A 14786-nucleotide genomic window follows, 5' to 3' on the forward strand; every position below is an offset into this window, starting at 1 on the left:
GCGGCCCGGAACTCTACGACTAGTTCCACCGTCTTTCCCCACCGGAGGCCCTTCCGATCCACCGGCGGCCCAGCGTCTGACGAAAACCGCCCGATGTGGTTAACGCGGCCTGCCGCCGCTCCGGCCCCCGGGTCGACGCGCGGGCCGGAGCGTGACCCAGCACTCGACGGTGTTCACACACCGGTTCCGATTGCGCGCGACAGGCAGCCTCGCGCGCGTCTCCCTCCCCCGCAAAGGGGGGAGGGAGGGCGCGTGTCATCTCCGGACCGGGCCCAGGAGGATCAGAAGTCCGATATGTGAGCCTGCTCGGCCCAGCATCGGGGGCAACGGATCGGGGCGAGCGTACGCGTGACATCAAGAACCTGTGCCTCCGCCCGCGCGCATCGCGATCGGCGACCGCCTTGGCGCTCGCCGTACTCCTGATCACCGCCGGCGTCCCGGCGGCGGCCGGCCCGTCGGCGGCGACGATCGAGCTGCTGGCACTCGAGGGGTTCGACCCGGTCAGCTACTTCCTGAAGGAGGGACCGCAGGCGGGCGCCGCGCGGTTCGAGCTGTCCTGGGGCGGTAAGGTCTGGCGCTTCGCCAGCGGCGCCGACCGGGCCGCCTTCCGGGACAATCCGGAGGTCTACGCCCCGCGGCTCGGCGGTTTCGACGCCGCCGGCATCCTGGACGGGCGCCTGGTCGATGCCGATCCCCTGGTCTTCGCCGTGATCGGCGAGCGCCTCTACCTGTTCCGGGACGCGGAGCGGCGCGCCCGGTTCCTGGCCGAGCCGGAGCTGGTCCGGCGGGCGGAGGCGGCTTGGCCCGACCTGCAGGGCCAATTGGATGTGCCGATCAGGGATGCGCCGCGGTGAGGCGCGTCTCCGGCGCCCGGCCCTTTCCGCCGGGGGCGGGGAGGGCGAGCCCAGCGGCGAGGTCCGGATCGCCCAGGGCCGCGAACGGGCCGTTGCGGTAGCCGGCGCGGTAGCGTCCGTACAGGATCGGACCGCCGCCCGGGACGACCACGCAGCCGCCGGCCGCCGTCAGGATGTGATCGCCGGCGGCCGTGTCCCATTCCATGGTCGGTCCGCAGCGGATGTAGATATCCGCCTCGCCGGCGGCGATCAGCCCGAACTTGAGCGCGGATCCGGATTGGCGGGTCTCCGACACGGGCAGCGCTGCGAGACAGGTGGCGGTCTCGGGATCGCCGTGGCGTCGGCTCCCCAGGGCGACGAGGCCGCTGCGCGGCGCCGGGCGGGCCCGCACCGGCCGGCCCGCGCCCGGCCGCCCCTCGATCACCGGGGCCTCGACGCTGGTCTGCCCCGCCCACCAGACCCGGCCGAGGCCGGGGGCGACGAGGGCGGCCGCCACCGGCCGCTCCCCCGCCACCAGGGCGATGTTGACCGAATAGTCCGGCGTCCCGGCCAGGAAGTCGCGGGTGCCGTCCAGGGGATCGACCAGGAAGAAGGTTTGGGCCGGCCGTGCCGCGAGGTCGGCGGCCTGCGCGCCCTCCTCGGCGATGATGGCGATTCCGGGAAAGCGCGCGGTGAGCGCGGCGACGATCAGCGCCTCGGCCTCGACATCGGCGTCGCTCGACGGCGAGCCGTCCGCCTTGAGGGCGTGCGGGCAGGGGCCGCGATGATAGCGCCGCAGCACCTGACCCGCGGCGCAGGCGATCTCGGCGAGCGCCGCGGCGATCCGCTCGCGCTCAGGTCCCGAAAACATCGCCGCGCCGATCATTGTTGCCTCCCGCACCCGCATGAATGCCCGAGCGGGTTGAAATTGTCGACGGTTTGGGGCGGGAAACGGTTCCGTTGCGTGGTCCTGCGCGTGGGAAAACCCGCCGCCGAACGGACCGATTCGACCCCGGTGTCGGCGATTCACGCGCGATTTACCTCTCATGGCCCGGCGTGAGCATCGTCGAACATCTCAGAACGACGCGTCGAAGAGAAAAACCGACCGCGTGATCTCTTCTTAAGAAATAACTAAACCGGGAACCGATAGTTCTGTGCGGGATCAGGTAAAAAACTTGCGGTTGGGCAGCGATCTTTGTTACGCAGATCGACCAAGCTAGATCTGAGACACGTCATGACTCCGGGAAGACATTTCGCGCTGCCGATATATTTACTAGTAATGTTCTGTATCGTTGGCGCGAATGCAGCAGAATTGGACCTCATCAAGGCTAAATATAAAAGGCCGACGGCGATTACATTCCCGAACGATGCGCCGTTCTCGCCGCAGACGGCGACCCTCGGCAAGATGCTGTTCTTCGATCCGCGGCTGAGCGGGAAGCAGAACCTCAGCTGCGCGAGCTGCCACAATCCGTCCTTCGGGTTCGAGGTTCCCGTCCCCGGGGCGATCGGGGCGGCCAACACGCCGCTCGCCCGCAAGGCGCCGACCCTCCTGAACGCCGCCTGGATCCCGACGCTGTTCTGGGACGGGCGGGCGCCGAGCCTGGAGATGCAGGCGCTCGGACCGATCACGGCCGAGGCCGAGATGGACGGCAAGTTCACCGAGATCGTCGCGACCCTCACACGCATACCGGAATACCGAGCCTGGTTCGGCAAGCTGTTCCCGCGAGACGGTATCACCCAGGACAACCTCCTGACCGCGATCGCCACCTACGAGCGGACGGTCGTGGCGGAATGGGCGCCGTTCGACCGCTGGATCGAGGGCGACGCGACGGCGATCTCGCCGGCCGCGCAGCGCGGCTTCGCCCTGTTCACCGGCAAGACCGGTTGCTCGGGCTGCCATACCGGCTGGAACTTCACCGACAACAAGTTCCACGATCTCGGCATCCCGACGACGGATATCGGGCGCGGGACCTTCGAGCCCGACAACCCGCTGGCGCAATACGCGTTCAAGACGCCGGGGCTGCGCAACCTGACCTACCGGGCGCCGTTCGGGCATGCCGGCCAGTTCGCCAATCTCGAGGAGATCGTCGCGTTCTACGAGACCGGCGGTCTCGATCGGCCGTCGAAATCGCCGCTGATGAAGCCGCTCAAACTGAACCCGGAGGAGCGCGCGGACCTGATCGCCTTCCTGCGCTCGCTGACCGCGGAGCAGACCCGGACCGCCCTGCCGAATCTGCCGAACTAAAGTTTTGATTTTACATCATGTTTTCCAAGAGCCGTCCTCGATCGCAGCGCGATCGGGGGCGGCGCTCAGCGGGAAACCGGGAAGTCGCCATGTCCATCCGCTATAAGATCCTGCTCCCGCTCCTCGGCTTCCTGCTCCTCGCCGGGCTCCTGGCCGGGATCACCGGTCTCGTCGGCCTCGGCGCGGTCGGCGATCTGTCGCGACTTGCCGAGCGCACCGCCGAGGCGGCCGAGACGAGCCGCGCCGCCCGCGACCAGTTCCACCGGGCCGAGGAGCTGGTCGCGCGGGTGAGCGCGATGACCGATCTCCTCGACATGGCGCCGATCCAGACGGAGTTCACCGGGGCGGGCGATCGATTGACGGTGCTGCTCGGCCGCCTGAAGGACATCGCCCTGTCCGAGTCGATGCAGGCCCTGGCGCGGAGCGCGGAAGCCGAGGCACGGCAATGGCGCGGCGATGCCGAGATCCTGCTGGGCATCCGTCAGGCGCGGGAGATCCCGGTCCAGGAGCGGATGGTCCAGCAGAGCCGGCGTCTGCGGCAGCGGTTCGACGAAGCCGTGGCGCTCGCCGCCGCGGATGCCCGGGCTCAGATGCAGGCGACCCGCGAGGCCACGGCCTGGAAGATCTGGGCGATGCTCGGGCTCGGGGGCGGCGTGGTCCTCATCGGATCGATCACGGCGCTCTGGCTCGCCGGCAATCTGGCCCGGCCGCTGGTCCGGCTGACCGACGAGACCACCCGCCTGGCGAACGGCGACACGAGCGTCGCGCTGGCCGCCGCAAACCGCCGGGACGAGATCGGCGCCATCGCCCGCGCCGTCGTGGCGATCCGCGACACGTCGCGGGCGGAGGCCGCGCAGCAGGTCGAGGCCACCGAAGCCGCCCGCCTGCGCGAGGAGCAGGCCCGACGCACGATGCTGCACGACCTCGCCGACCGGTTCGAGCGCTCGGTCGGCGGGATCGTCGCCCATGTGGCCGAGGCGGTGACCGGCTTGCAGGCCTCGTCCGGCACGATGCAGGCCGCGGTGGGCGGGACGGCCCTGCGTTCCACCAGCGCCGCGGAGGCCGCGCACCGGACCGCCGGAAACGTCAACGCCGTGGCGGCGGCGGCCGAGACCCTGGGCTCGACCGTGCAGGAGATCGGCCGGCAGGTCGCCCATGCCGCCGGAATGTCGTCCGCCGCCGTGGAGGCCGCTGCGCGCACCGACGCGATCATGGCGGCCCTGTCCGCGGCCGCGGCCCGGATCGGCGACGTGGTCGGATTGGTCTCCACCATCGCGGGCCAGACCAACCTGCTGGCGCTCAACGCCACGATCGAGGCGGCCCGGGCCGGAGAGGCGGGGCGCGGCTTCGCCGTCGTGGCGGCCGAGGTGAAGGAACTCGCTGCGCAGACCGCCAAGGCCACCGACGAGATCGGCCAGCAGATCGGTGCCATCCAGGGGGCGACCAGCGGCGCCGCCGAGGCGATCCAGGACATCACCGCCCAGATCCACGCGCTGAGCGGCGTGACCACGCGCATCGCCAGCGCGGTCGACGGCCAGGGCGTCACCACCCGGGAGATCGTGCGCATTATGTCCGAAGCCTCGGGCGGGACCGACAAGGTGACCGCCGACATCTCCGAGGTCGCCCGCTCGGCGGGCGATGCCGGCCATGCCGCCGAGGCCGTCGCGACCTCCGCCGACGATCTGGCCGTCCAGTCCCGCGCCCTGCACACGGAGATCGACCAGTTCCTCCGGAACGTCCGGGCCGCCTGAGCGCGTCGCCGCTGGGGCGATGCCCTACCCTTGGGGCGCCCCGATCACCGTCCGCTTGATCCGCGCCAGCAACGCGCAGGTTCGGCGCCGGTGGCGATGCAACTCCGCCGCGAGGCTGCGGGCATCGGGCAGGCCCACGGCCTTGGCGATCTGCCGGGCGGCGCTGTCGGAGGGGACGGCGCCGGGATCGGCCATCACCAGCCGCTGCCACTGGTAGACCGCGTCGAGGAAGCCGTAGGTCTCGGCCAGGGGCTCGGCCATGGCGGCGGGCAACAGGCCGTGCGCGCCGGCCCGCCGCAGGACCGCCTCGCCGGAGAGTCCGATGCCGTCGGACCGGACCTCGGGGTGGCTCAGCACGATGGACTGGGCCAGGAAATCGAGGTCGAACAGCCCGCCGGGGGCGAGTTTCAAGTCGTACGGCCCGGCATGGCCGCGCTCGTCGGCCACCAGCCTGCGCATCGCTCCGGCCGCGGCGCAGACCTGGGCGGGATCGCGCGGCTGCCCGATCGTCTCGGCGATCACCGCCATGACGGCGGCGCCGAGTTCGGGATCGCCCGCCACCACCCGGGCCCGGGTCAGGGCCATGTGCTCCCAGGGCTCGGCCGCCTCGCGCTGATAGGTCACGAAGCCGTTGAGCTGCACCGCTGGCGGGCTGTGGCTGCCGTAGGGCCGCAGGCGCAGGTCGACCGCGTAGAGCCGGCCGCGGCGGGTGGCGGTGGTGAGCGCTGCGTAGAGGCGCTGGGCCAGGCGGTTATAGGCCACGACCGCGTCGAGCGGGCGCGGGCCGTCGCTCACCCGGTCCTCGGGATCGAAATCGTACAGGAACACCAGATCGAGGTCGGAGACCGCGCTGAGCTGCCGGGATCCGAGCCGGCCGAGCGCCAGCACGCAGCACCGCCCCTTCGGGACGACGCCGTGATCTTGCGTGAACCGGCGCAGTTCCGCCTCCAGGTTCAGCGCGACCGTCGCCTCGGCGATGGCCGAATAGGCCTCCCCGGCCTGACGCGGGGTGATCAGGCCGGACAGGAGCCGCGCGCCCGTCACGAACACCATCTGGCGGGTGGCGTCCCGGCACCGGTCCCAAAACTCCTCGTGGCTCGCCGGCTGCCCGACCAGTGCCCGGTACTGCGCGTGCACCTGCTCTGGCGCCGGCACCGGCGCGACGAAATCCGGATCGAGCACGGTGTCGAGCACGTGGGGGCTGAGGCTGACCGTGTCGGCGAGATGGGGCGAGGTCCCCAGGATGTCGGCGAACAGCAGGCGCAGGCGCGCGTGCGAGCGCAGGATGGCGAGCAGCTCCGCCACCGCCGGCATCCGGGCGAAGGCCCGGTCGAGGGTGAGCAGGGCCGCGTCTGGATCGTTGGTGCCGCCGAGCGCCCGCAGCAGGCTCGGGAGCAGCTCGGTCAGGATCTCCCGCGCGCGGCCCGTCTGGAGCGCCGGCCGGCGGCCGACATGCCAGCCCTGCACGGTTTCCCAGGCGAGCCGGGAATCGCGGAACCCGAACGCCGCCAGATTCTCCAGGGTGGCGGGATCGGGCTCGCTCTCGCCGAAGACGAGGGCGTCCTCCGGGACGCCGTCCCCCGGCGCCGTCTCGAACAGCAGGGCGTAATGGGCCTGGACCCGGCCGGCCTGGTGGAGCAGCGCCGCCTCGAACGCCGCCTGCGTCGAGAACCCTGCGAACAGCGCCAGGGCTTCGAGCGCCGCGTCGCCGGTGGGCAGGCGCTGGGTCTGCTCGTCGCGGATCATCTGGATCCGGTGCTCGAGGGTGCGCAGGAACCCGTAGGCCGCCGTGAGCTCATCGCGCGCTTGTCCGTCGATCCAGCCCTCCTCGACGAGGCGCCCCAGCATCTCGACGGTCCGGCGCCCCCGCAGGGCGGGCTTGCGGCCGCCGAACACGAGCTGCTGGGTCTGGACGAAGAACTCGATCTCCCGGATGCCGCCGCGGCCGATCTTGATGTCGTGGCCGGCCACCGTGATCGTGTCGTGCCCGCGGACCATGTGGATCTGCCGCTTCATCGCGTGGATCTCGGCGATGGCCGCGAAGTCGAAGTGCCGGCGCCAGATGAAGGGCGCGAGATCGGCCAGGAACGCCGCGCCGGCCGGGATGTCGCCGGCGATCGGCCGGGCCTTGATGAAGGCGGCGCGTTCCCAGTTCTGGCCCAGCGTCTGGTAGTAGTCGAAGGCGAAGCCGGTGGAGAGCGCCACCGCCGTCGAGCCCGGGTCCGGCCGCAGCCGGTAGTCGATCCGGTGGACGTAGCCGTCCGCGGTGCGCTCGGACAGGAGCTTCACCAGGCCCTGCGCCAGCTTGACGAAGAACGCCTTGGGATCGCCGCCGGTGGCGGCCGCAGCGGGCTCGGCCTCGTAGAAGACGACCAGGTCGATGTCGCTGGAATAGTTCAGCTCGGCCCCGCCATGCTTGCCGAGCGCCAGGATCACGAGCCCGGAGCCGGCCTGCGGCGCCGCTGGGTCCTGCGGATGGAACCGTCCGGCCGCCATGCCCTGCCGGAGCAGGGCGTCGGTGGCCGCGCTCACCGACGCGTCGGCGAAATCGGACAGGGCCTGGACGACCGCGTCGAGATCCCAGCAGCCGCCGAGATCGGCGAGTGCCACCAGCAGGGCGTGTTCCTCGCGGTTCCGGCGGAGCCGGCGGCCGACCTCGGCCAGGTCGGGGTTGTCGCCGCAGGCGCCGCCGACGGCGCGCTGCCGGGCGATGATCGTGCGGCTCGCAGCCTCCGGCGCCTGCCCCATCAGGGCGACGAGGCGTTCCGGCGAGCGGGTGATCGCCTGCCAGAGGAAGGGCGAATGGTCGGCGAGCCCGAGCAGCAGGGCGCGGCAGGCCGGGGTGAGGAAGCCCTCCGGGAAGGCCGGCTCGATCTCGGCGAGCCGCGCACGCGCCGCGTCGGGGTCGGCGGGTCGCAGGCCGGGTCGCAGGCGCGCCAGCAGGGTGGATTCCGGCTGCCTGGGAGCTCCGGCTCGGCTGGCGGTCTCGTGGTGCACGCCGGTTCCTCCCTGGCTCGCGCTCACCCCGATCGCGTCGGGCGCCGGAGCGGGGCGCGGTCGTCGCTGGGACGCGGGCTCGTTGGCCGCGACCCTACCCGATCCGGGCGCGGCCGGCACCGGTCCCGCCCGGTAACGCTTTTCAAAGCCGACCGTGGCGTTTATCCGTGCGGACCGGTCCATCGCCCCCGGTCCGACCGGCGGGCCGCGCGGGATGTTTCGCGAGGACTCGACCGCTTGATCGGGCGGCCAAGGATCGGCGGCTCCGAAGCGACGAGCCGGCCCGCAGAGTGTTCGCCCCCCAGATCCGCCGCCCGGAGCGCGCCATGTCCTCCCCGAACGCCCCCAGCCTGACCCTCGACGGCCTCGACCTCGCCGCCCTGCTCTGCTCCCGCGTCTGCCACGACGTGATCAGCCCCGTTGGCGCGATCGTGAACGGGCTGGAGGTGCTGGAGGACGATGATGACGAATCGATGCGGGTCTTCGCCCTCGAGTTGATCGGCAAGAGCGCCCGGCAGGCCTCGGCCCGGCTGAAATTCGCCCGGATCGCCTTCGGGGCGGCGGGCTCGGCCGGGGCCTCGATCGACCTCGCCGATGCCGAGGGCGTGGCTAAGGGCATGTTCAGCGACGAGAAGACCAAGCTCGCCTGGAGCGCGCCGCAGGCCCTGTTCCCCAAGAACAAGGTCAAGCTGCTCCTCAATCTCGTGATGATCGCCACCTCGGCGATCCCGCGGGGCGGGCTGATCGACGTCGTCGTCTCCGGCGACGGCGAGGCGCCGACCCTCGTGCTCAAGGCCAAGGGCTCGCATGCCCGCATCCCGCCCCATGTCGAGGAGCTGATGGCCGGCAGCCCCGAGAGCGGCACCGTCGACGCCCACGGCATCCTGCCGTTCTACGCCGGCCTCGTGGCCCGGGCCGCCGCCATGGATGTCCGATTCGCCATCGAAGGTGATGAAGTGACGATCACGGCCTCGCCGACAGTGCTCGCGGCCCCCGCGGAAGACGGTGACGAAGCTTCCGACACGGCGCTGGCCTAAAAAACTGGAAACCCCCGGGGTGGGGAAGGGATCGAAACGCTTCCCTAACCCCGCATGAGTAAGTACGTTGCGCGAGAGCCTCTTCGTGTAACGAGTATCGCCGATGGACGACCTGCTTCGTGAATTCTTGACCGAGAGCGGGGAGCACCTCGACACGGTCGATGCTGAACTGGTTCGGTTCGAGCAGGACCCGAATAACCAGACGATACTGCGGAATATTTTTCGCCTCGTCCATACGATTAAAGGAACCTGCGGGTTTCTCGGGTTGCCGCGCCTCGAAGCCTTGGCGCACGCCGCCGAGACCTTGATGGGCCGCTTCCGGGACGGCCTGCCCGCCACCTCCGAATCGGTCACGCTGATTCTCTCGACCCTGGACCGGCTCAAGGCGATCCTGGCCGACCTGGAGGCCACCGGCTCCGAGCCGGCGGGCTCCGACGACGACCTGATCTCCGAGCTGGAGCGCATGGCGTCGGCCGAGCCCGAGGCCGCGCCGGCCCCGCCGCCCGAGATCGTGCTGCCGGAGCCGGTCTCCCGTGAGCTGAAGCCCGGCGAGGTCTCCCTGGACGATCTGGAGGCCGCCTTCCTGGCGGCTCCGGGCCCCAGCGAGGCGGATTTCGCCGCGCCGGTGACGCCCCCCGTCGAGGCGCCGAAGGTCGAGGCCCCCAAGCCCGCCGCTCCCAAGGCTGTGGCGCCCAAGGCCGAGGCCGCCGAAGCTGATTCGGCCAAGGCCGAGCCGGCGGGCGACACCGAGGCGGTCGTGGCCACCGAGACCACGGCGGCCGGGAGCAAGATCCAGACGATCCGCGTGAACGTGGATACGCTCGAGCACCTGATGACGATGGTCTCGGAGCTGGTGCTGACCCGCAACCAGCTCCTCGAGATCGCCCGTCGGCACGAGGATTCGAGCTACAAGGTCCCGCTGCAGCGCCTCTCCCACGTCACGGCCGAGCTGCAGGAAGGCGTCATGAAGACGCGCATGCAGCCGATCGGCAGCGCCTGGCAGAAGCTGCCGCGCGTGGTGCGCGACCTCTCGGCCGAACTCGGCAAGCAGATCGACCTGGTGATGGTCGGCGCCGAGACCGAGCTCGACCGGCAGGTCCTTGAGGTGATCAAGGACCCGCTGACCCACATGGTCCGCAATTCGGCCGATCACGGCCTCGAATCGACCGCCGGGCGCATCGCTGTGGGCAAGCCGGCCCGCGGCACGATCCGGCTCGCCGCCTACCATGAAGGCGGCACGATCACGATCGAGATCGCCGACGACGGCAAGGGCCTCGACCTCGCGGCGATCCGCAAGAAGGCGGTGGAGCGCGGGCTGGCATCCCAGTCCGACGTCGAGCGGATGACCGACGCGCAGGTCGCCAAGTTCATCTTCGATGCCGGCTTCTCCACCGCGGCGGCGGTCACGTCGGTGTCGGGCCGCGGCGTCGGCATGGACGTGGTCAAGACCAACATCGAGACCATCGGCGGCATCATCGACATCGCCACCACGGCGGGCCGCGGCACCACCTTCACCATCAAGATCCCGCTGACCCTGGCGATCGTCGCCGCCCTGATCGTGCGCGCCGGCGAGCACCGCTTCGCCCTGCCGCAGGTGGCCGTGCTCGAACTCGTGCGGGTCGATGCCGGGGCCCAGCGGGTCGAGCGCATCAACGGCTCGCCGGTGCTGCGCCTGCGCGAGCGGCTGCTGCCGATCGTCTCCCTCACCGGCCTGCTCGGGCAATCGGACGGGCAGGGCGCGGAGACCGAGCAGGCGGGCTTCGTGGTCGTGGCCCAGGTCGGGCGCGAGCGCTTCGGCATCCTGGTCGACGAGGTCTTCCACACGGAAGAGATCGTCGTGAAGCCGATGTCGGCCAAGCTCCGGCACATCCCGATGTTTGCCGGCAACACGATCCTCGGCGACGGCGCCGTCGTGCTGATCGTCGATCCCAACGGCGTGGCCCGGCAGGTGGCCCAGGGCATACAGGGCAGCAACAGCCACGCCGATGCCGACGCCGAGAGCGAGGCGGCCGAGATGGGCGATGCCAAGACCACGCTGCTGGTGTTCAAGGGCGGCCAGGGCAGCTTCAAGGCGGTGCCGCTCTCGCTGGTCACCCGCCTCGAAGAGATCGAGTGCGACAAGGTCGAGTGGCTGGGCGGCCGTCCGCTGATCCAGTACCGCGGCCGTCTGATGCCGCTGGTCCCGGCCGACTCGGCGATCACGATCCGCTCCGAGGGCACGCAGGCCCTGGTGGTGTTCTCCGACGGCGAGCGGGCCATGGGCCTCGTGGTCGACGAGATCGTCGACATCGTCGAGGAGCGCCTCGACATCGAGATCGCGGCCGACCGCTCGGACCTGATCGGCTCGGCGGTGCTGCGCGGCCGCGCCACCGACATCATCAACATCGCCCACTTCCTGCCGCTCGCCTACGACGACTGGGCGCGGGGGCCGAAGAAGGCGGAGCAGGCCTCGACGCTCCTGCTCGTCGACGACTCGGCCTTCTTCCGCGACATGCTGAGCCCGGTGCTGAAGGCCGCGGGCTACCAGGTCATCACGGCGGCGAGCGCCGAGGCCGCCCTGACGATCCTGCAGTCGGACGCGCGGATCGAGGTCGTGGTCACCGATCTGGAGATGCCGGGCCGCAGCGGCTTCGACCTGGTCGCCGCCATGCGGGGCGCCGAGCCGCGGCTCGCCGGCCTGCCGGTGATCGGCCTCACGGGGACGGTCGGCACCGACGTGGTGGAGCGGGCCCGGTCGCTGGCGATCAGCGACCTCGTGGCCAAGTTCGACCGCAGCGGATTGATCGCGGCCCTGGCCGAGATCAGCGCCACCAACGTCTCGCAAGCCGCCTGATCCCGGCACCGCCCGCCACACGACGATCGAATCCGGAGAGTTCTGATGCAGGCTGCCAATGCCAACGGCGCCGAGACCGGCCCCACCGACGAGTATGTCACCGTCTATGTGGCCGACACCCTGTTCGGCCTGGCGATCGAACGGGTCCACGACGTGTTCGTCCCCTCCGGGGTCACGCCGGTGCCCCTGGCGCCCAGCGAGATCGTCGGCCTGCTGAACCTGCGCGGGCGCGTGGTCACGGCCGTGTGCCTGCGCCGGCGCCTGGGCCTGCCCGATGCCGTGGCGCAGGACGACAAGGCCAGCCCCAAGATGGCGATCGGCCTGGAGCAGACCGGCGAGACCTTCGCGCTCGTGGTCGACGGCGTCGGCGAGGTGCTGCGACTCGGAGCCGACAGCCGCGAGGCGGTGCCGATCAACCTGGATCCGCGCTGGCGCAACCTCGCCACCTGCGTCCACCGCCTCGACGGCCGCCTCCTGGTGATCCTCGACGTGGACGCGCTCCTCGGCTTCAGCGCCGCCGGCGCGAAGGCGGCGTGAGGGAGGGGGTATGAAAGCGCCACACGAGACGACCTGCCTGGTGGTCGATGATTCCGCGGTGATCCGGAAGGTCGCGCGGCGGATCATCGAAGCCTTGGGCATGAATGTGAACGAGGCGGAGGACGGCAGCGCCGCGCTCGAAGCCTGCGCGGCCCACATGCCCGACGCGATCCTGCTCGATTGGAACATGCCGAACATGGACGGCTACACCTTCCTCCAGGCCCTGCGCCGGAGCGAAGGGGGGGCGACCCCGAAGGTCCTGTTCTGCACCACCGAGAACGATGTCGGGGCGATCGCCCGGGCCCTCCGGGCCGGGGCGGACGAGTACATCATGAAGCCCTTCGATCGCGACATCCTGGCGGCCAAGCTCGAACAGGTCGGACTGGTCGCCGACGCAGCCTGAACCGACGCCACTTTCAACCGCGACCCAGTACCCGAGGCATTCATCATGGCCCTGAGCCCCGCGGTCGTCCCGCTTCGCAGTCCGCCTGCGCAATCCACGACATCGGCGGCGGCTCCGATCCGGGTGCTGGTCGCCGACGATTCCGCCGTGGTGCGCGGGCTGGTGGCCCGCTGGATCGCCGAGGCCGGGTTCGAGCTCGTCGGCACCGCCTCCAACGGCCGCATCGCCCTGGAGATGATGGCCAAGCAGGACCCGGATGTCGTGCTGCTCGACATCGAGATGCCGGAGCTCGATGGCACGACGGCGCTGCCGCGCATGCTCGCGATCAGCCCGAACCTCCAAGTCGTGATGATGTCGACGCTGACCACCCGGAACGCCGACATCTCTCTGAAATGCCTCGCCCTCGGCGCGGTGGACTACATTGCAAAACCTGAGAGCAGCCGCGGCGTCACCACCTCGGAGACCTTCCGGGTCGAGCTGATCGAGCGGGTCCGGGTGTTCGGTGCCGCCCGCGCCCGGCGGCGCCCCGCGGGGATTCCTGGGGCCGCGCCGGCCCCCGCCCACGCGGCGCCCGCTTTGGCCCCCGCCGCGCCGACGCCGCGCCCGGCCACCCCCTTCACCCTCCGGCCCAAGGTCCGCAACCGCACCCAGCCCCGCGCCCTGCTGATCGGCTCCTCGACCGGCGGACCCCGGGCGGTGGGCGAGATGCTGGAGGGGATCGGCGCCGCCGCCCTGCGCCGGGTGCCGGTTCTGATCGTGCAGCACATGCCGCCGATCTTCACCGCCGTGTTCGCCGAGCACCTCTCGACCCGCACCGGGCTGCGCGCGGCCGAGGGCAAGGCCGACGAGCGCCTGGAGGCGGGGCGGATCTACGTGGCCCCGGGCGGGCGCCATATGGGGCTGGTGACGGGTCCCAACGGGCCGACGATCCGGCTCACGGACGGGCCGCCGGTGAATTTCTGCCGCCCCGCCGTCGATGTCCTGTTCAAGGACGCGGCCGTGGTGTTCGGCGCCGCCACCGCCACGGTGATCCTCACCGGGATGGGCTCGGACGGCACCAACGGCGCCCGCGCCCTGACCGATGCCGGCGGCCCGGTCCTGGCCCAGGACGAGGCGACCAGCACCGTCTGGGGCATGCCCGGCAGCGTCGCCCGGGCCGGCCTCGCCGAGGCCGTGCTGCCGCTCCCCGAACTCGCGACGGCGCTGCGCGCCCTGATCACGGGGCAGCCGTCATGACCGAGTTCGAGTTCGAATACCTGCGTACCTTTCTCAAGCAGCGCTCCGGCCTCGCGCTGACGGCGGAGAAGCGCTACCTCGTCGAGAGCCGGCTGACGCCGGTCTGTCGGCGCTTCGGGCTCGCCGCCCTCGGCGACCTGATCGGTGCCCTGAAGATCGGCCAGGATAGCGCCATCGAGCGCGCCGTGGTCGAGGCCATGACCACGAACGAGACCTTCTTCTTCCGCGACCGCATCCCGTTCGACCTGTTCCGCGACACGATCCTGCCCGAGGCCCTGGCGCGCAACGCCAGCAAGCGCCGGCTGCGGATCTGGTGCGCGGCGGCCTCGACCGGCCAGGAGCCCTATTCCCTGGCGATGCTGCTGCAGGAGGCCGCGCCCCGGCTCGCCGGGTGGCAGGTCGAGATCGTCGCCACCGACCTGTCCACCGAGGTGATCGAGAAGGCCAAGCTCGGGCTCTACAGCCATTTCGAGGTCCAGCGCGGCCTGCCGGTGCAGTGGCTGATCAAGTACTTCACCCAGATCGGCGAGCAGTGGCAGATCGCCCAGAGCCTGCGCTCCATGGTGGATTACCGGCAGCTCAACCTGCTGCACAGCTTCGCGTCGCTCGGCCAGTTCGACGTGATCTACTGCCGCAACGTGCTGATCTACTTCGACGCGCCGACCAAGTCGGACGTGCTGGCCCGGCTCGCCGCCCAGCTCGCGCCGGGGGGCGCCCTGCTGCTCGGGGCCGCCGAGACGGTGATCGGCCTGACCGACCGGCTCAGCCCGAACCCGAAGCATCGCGGCCTCTACGGCCACGCCGAACCGGTGGTGACCCGCGGCTCCGAGATGGCAGCCCCCCTGCGCGTCGCCGCCGGCGTCTGAGCGCCCAGCACGCTGCCGGTCCGAGCCCCGTTCGGACCGGCAGCCGCT

The 14786-nt window shown here is 71.0% G+C and carries 11 protein-coding genes; 9 read left to right on the forward strand and 2 right to left on the reverse strand.

Annotation, left to right across the window (positions count from 1 at the left end; all coding sequences use genetic code 11):
* Window positions 1-401: 401 nt before the first annotated feature.
* Window positions 402-854, forward strand: a complete 453-nt coding sequence (locus MKK67_RS10300; RefSeq protein ID WP_243963872.1) for a YHS domain-containing (seleno)protein — start codon at window positions 402-404, stop codon at window positions 852-854.
* Here MKK67_RS10300 and MKK67_RS10305 read toward each other — a convergent pair.
* Window positions 835-1719 (reverse strand): 3'(2'),5'-bisphosphate nucleotidase CysQ, encoded by an 885-nt coding sequence (locus MKK67_RS10305; protein WP_243963873.1) that lies wholly within the window; start codon window positions 1717-1719, stop codon window positions 835-837. The genes MKK67_RS10300 and MKK67_RS10305 overlap by 20 nt on opposite strands.
* Before the next feature lie 393 nt (window positions 1720-2112).
* On the opposite strand from MKK67_RS10305, the gene MKK67_RS10310 reads away from it, so the two are divergent.
* Complete coding sequence (locus MKK67_RS10310) at window positions 2113-3078, forward strand: cytochrome-c peroxidase (protein ID WP_243963874.1); 966 nt, start codon at window positions 2113-2115, stop codon at window positions 3076-3078.
* Window positions 3079-3167: 89 nt separating this feature from the next.
* On the forward strand, window positions 3168-4829 hold the full coding sequence (locus MKK67_RS10315; protein ID WP_243963875.1) for a methyl-accepting chemotaxis protein: 1662 nt from the start codon (window positions 3168-3170) through the stop codon (window positions 4827-4829).
* A gap of 24 nt (window positions 4830-4853) precedes the next feature.
* Here the strand turns inward: MKK67_RS10315 and MKK67_RS10320 are convergent, their stop codons facing one another.
* Window positions 4854-7826 (reverse strand): bifunctional [glutamine synthetase] adenylyltransferase/[glutamine synthetase]-adenylyl-L-tyrosine phosphorylase, encoded by a 2973-nt coding sequence (locus tag MKK67_RS10320; protein WP_409568385.1) that lies wholly within the window; start codon window positions 7824-7826, stop codon window positions 4854-4856.
* 326 nt (window positions 7827-8152) lie between these two features.
* Here MKK67_RS10320 and chpT point away from each other — a divergent pair, with 326 nt between their 5' ends.
* From chpT to MKK67_RS10350, 6 genes are all read left to right on the forward strand, one after another.
* Window positions 8153-8863 carry a histidine phosphotransferase ChpT gene (gene chpT / locus MKK67_RS10325; protein ID WP_243963876.1) on the forward strand — a complete coding sequence of 237 codons (711 nt, stop codon included), beginning with the start codon at window positions 8153-8155 and terminating at the stop codon, window positions 8861-8863.
* Between the two features lie 103 nt (window positions 8864-8966).
* The gene (locus MKK67_RS10330) at window positions 8967-11696 is read left to right on the forward strand and encodes a hybrid sensor histidine kinase/response regulator (RefSeq protein ID WP_243963878.1); all 2730 of its coding nucleotides are present in this window, start codon (window positions 8967-8969) and stop codon (window positions 11694-11696) included.
* Between the two features lie 45 nt (window positions 11697-11741).
* On the forward strand, window positions 11742-12233 hold the full coding sequence (locus MKK67_RS10335; RefSeq protein ID WP_092042823.1) for a chemotaxis protein CheW: 492 nt from the start codon (window positions 11742-11744) through the stop codon (window positions 12231-12233).
* Window positions 12234-12243: 10 nt separating this feature from the next.
* Window positions 12244-12636 (forward strand): response regulator, encoded by a 393-nt coding sequence (locus MKK67_RS10340; RefSeq protein ID WP_243963879.1) that lies wholly within the window; start codon window positions 12244-12246, stop codon window positions 12634-12636.
* A 45-nt stretch (window positions 12637-12681) separates the two neighbouring features.
* Window positions 12682-13872, forward strand: a complete 1191-nt coding sequence (gene cheB, locus MKK67_RS10345; RefSeq protein WP_243963880.1) for a chemotaxis-specific protein-glutamate methyltransferase CheB — start codon at window positions 12682-12684, stop codon at window positions 13870-13872.
* Complete coding sequence (locus MKK67_RS10350) at window positions 13869-14738, forward strand: CheR family methyltransferase (protein ID WP_243963881.1); 870 nt, start codon at window positions 13869-13871, stop codon at window positions 14736-14738. Before cheB ends, MKK67_RS10350 begins: the two co-directional genes overlap by 4 nt.
* Window positions 14739-14786: the final 48 nt, after the last annotated feature.

Source organism: Methylobacterium sp. J-072, from assembly GCF_022829425.1.
Taxonomy (GTDB): domain Bacteria; phylum Pseudomonadota; class Alphaproteobacteria; order Rhizobiales; family Beijerinckiaceae; genus Methylobacterium.

What these genes read in the sequence shown, in the direction of transcription:
- MKK67_RS10350 (WP_243963881.1), top strand. Translation starts at nt 13,869, where the DNA reads ATGACCGAGTTCGAGTTCGAATACCTGCGTACCTTTCTCAAGCAGCGC.
- MKK67_RS10305 (WP_243963873.1), bottom strand. Translation starts at nt 1,719, where the DNA reads ATGATCGGCGCGGCGATGTTTTCGGGACCTGAGCGCGAGCGGATCGCC.
- MKK67_RS10335 (WP_092042823.1), top strand. Translation starts at nt 11,742, where the DNA reads ATGCAGGCTGCCAATGCCAACGGCGCCGAGACCGGCCCCACCGACGAG.
- MKK67_RS10315 (WP_243963875.1), top strand. Translation starts at nt 3,168, where the DNA reads ATGTCCATCCGCTATAAGATCCTGCTCCCGCTCCTCGGCTTCCTGCTC.
- chpT (WP_243963876.1), top strand. Translation starts at nt 8,153, where the DNA reads ATGTCCTCCCCGAACGCCCCCAGCCTGACCCTCGACGGCCTCGACCTC.
- cheB (WP_243963880.1), top strand. Translation starts at nt 12,682, where the DNA reads ATGGCCCTGAGCCCCGCGGTCGTCCCGCTTCGCAGTCCGCCTGCGCAA.
- MKK67_RS10340 (WP_243963879.1), top strand. Translation starts at nt 12,244, where the DNA reads ATGAAAGCGCCACACGAGACGACCTGCCTGGTGGTCGATGATTCCGCG.
- MKK67_RS10310 (WP_243963874.1), top strand. Translation starts at nt 2,113, where the DNA reads ATGTTCTGTATCGTTGGCGCGAATGCAGCAGAATTGGACCTCATCAAG.
- MKK67_RS10330 (WP_243963878.1), top strand. Translation starts at nt 8,967, where the DNA reads ATGGACGACCTGCTTCGTGAATTCTTGACCGAGAGCGGGGAGCACCTC.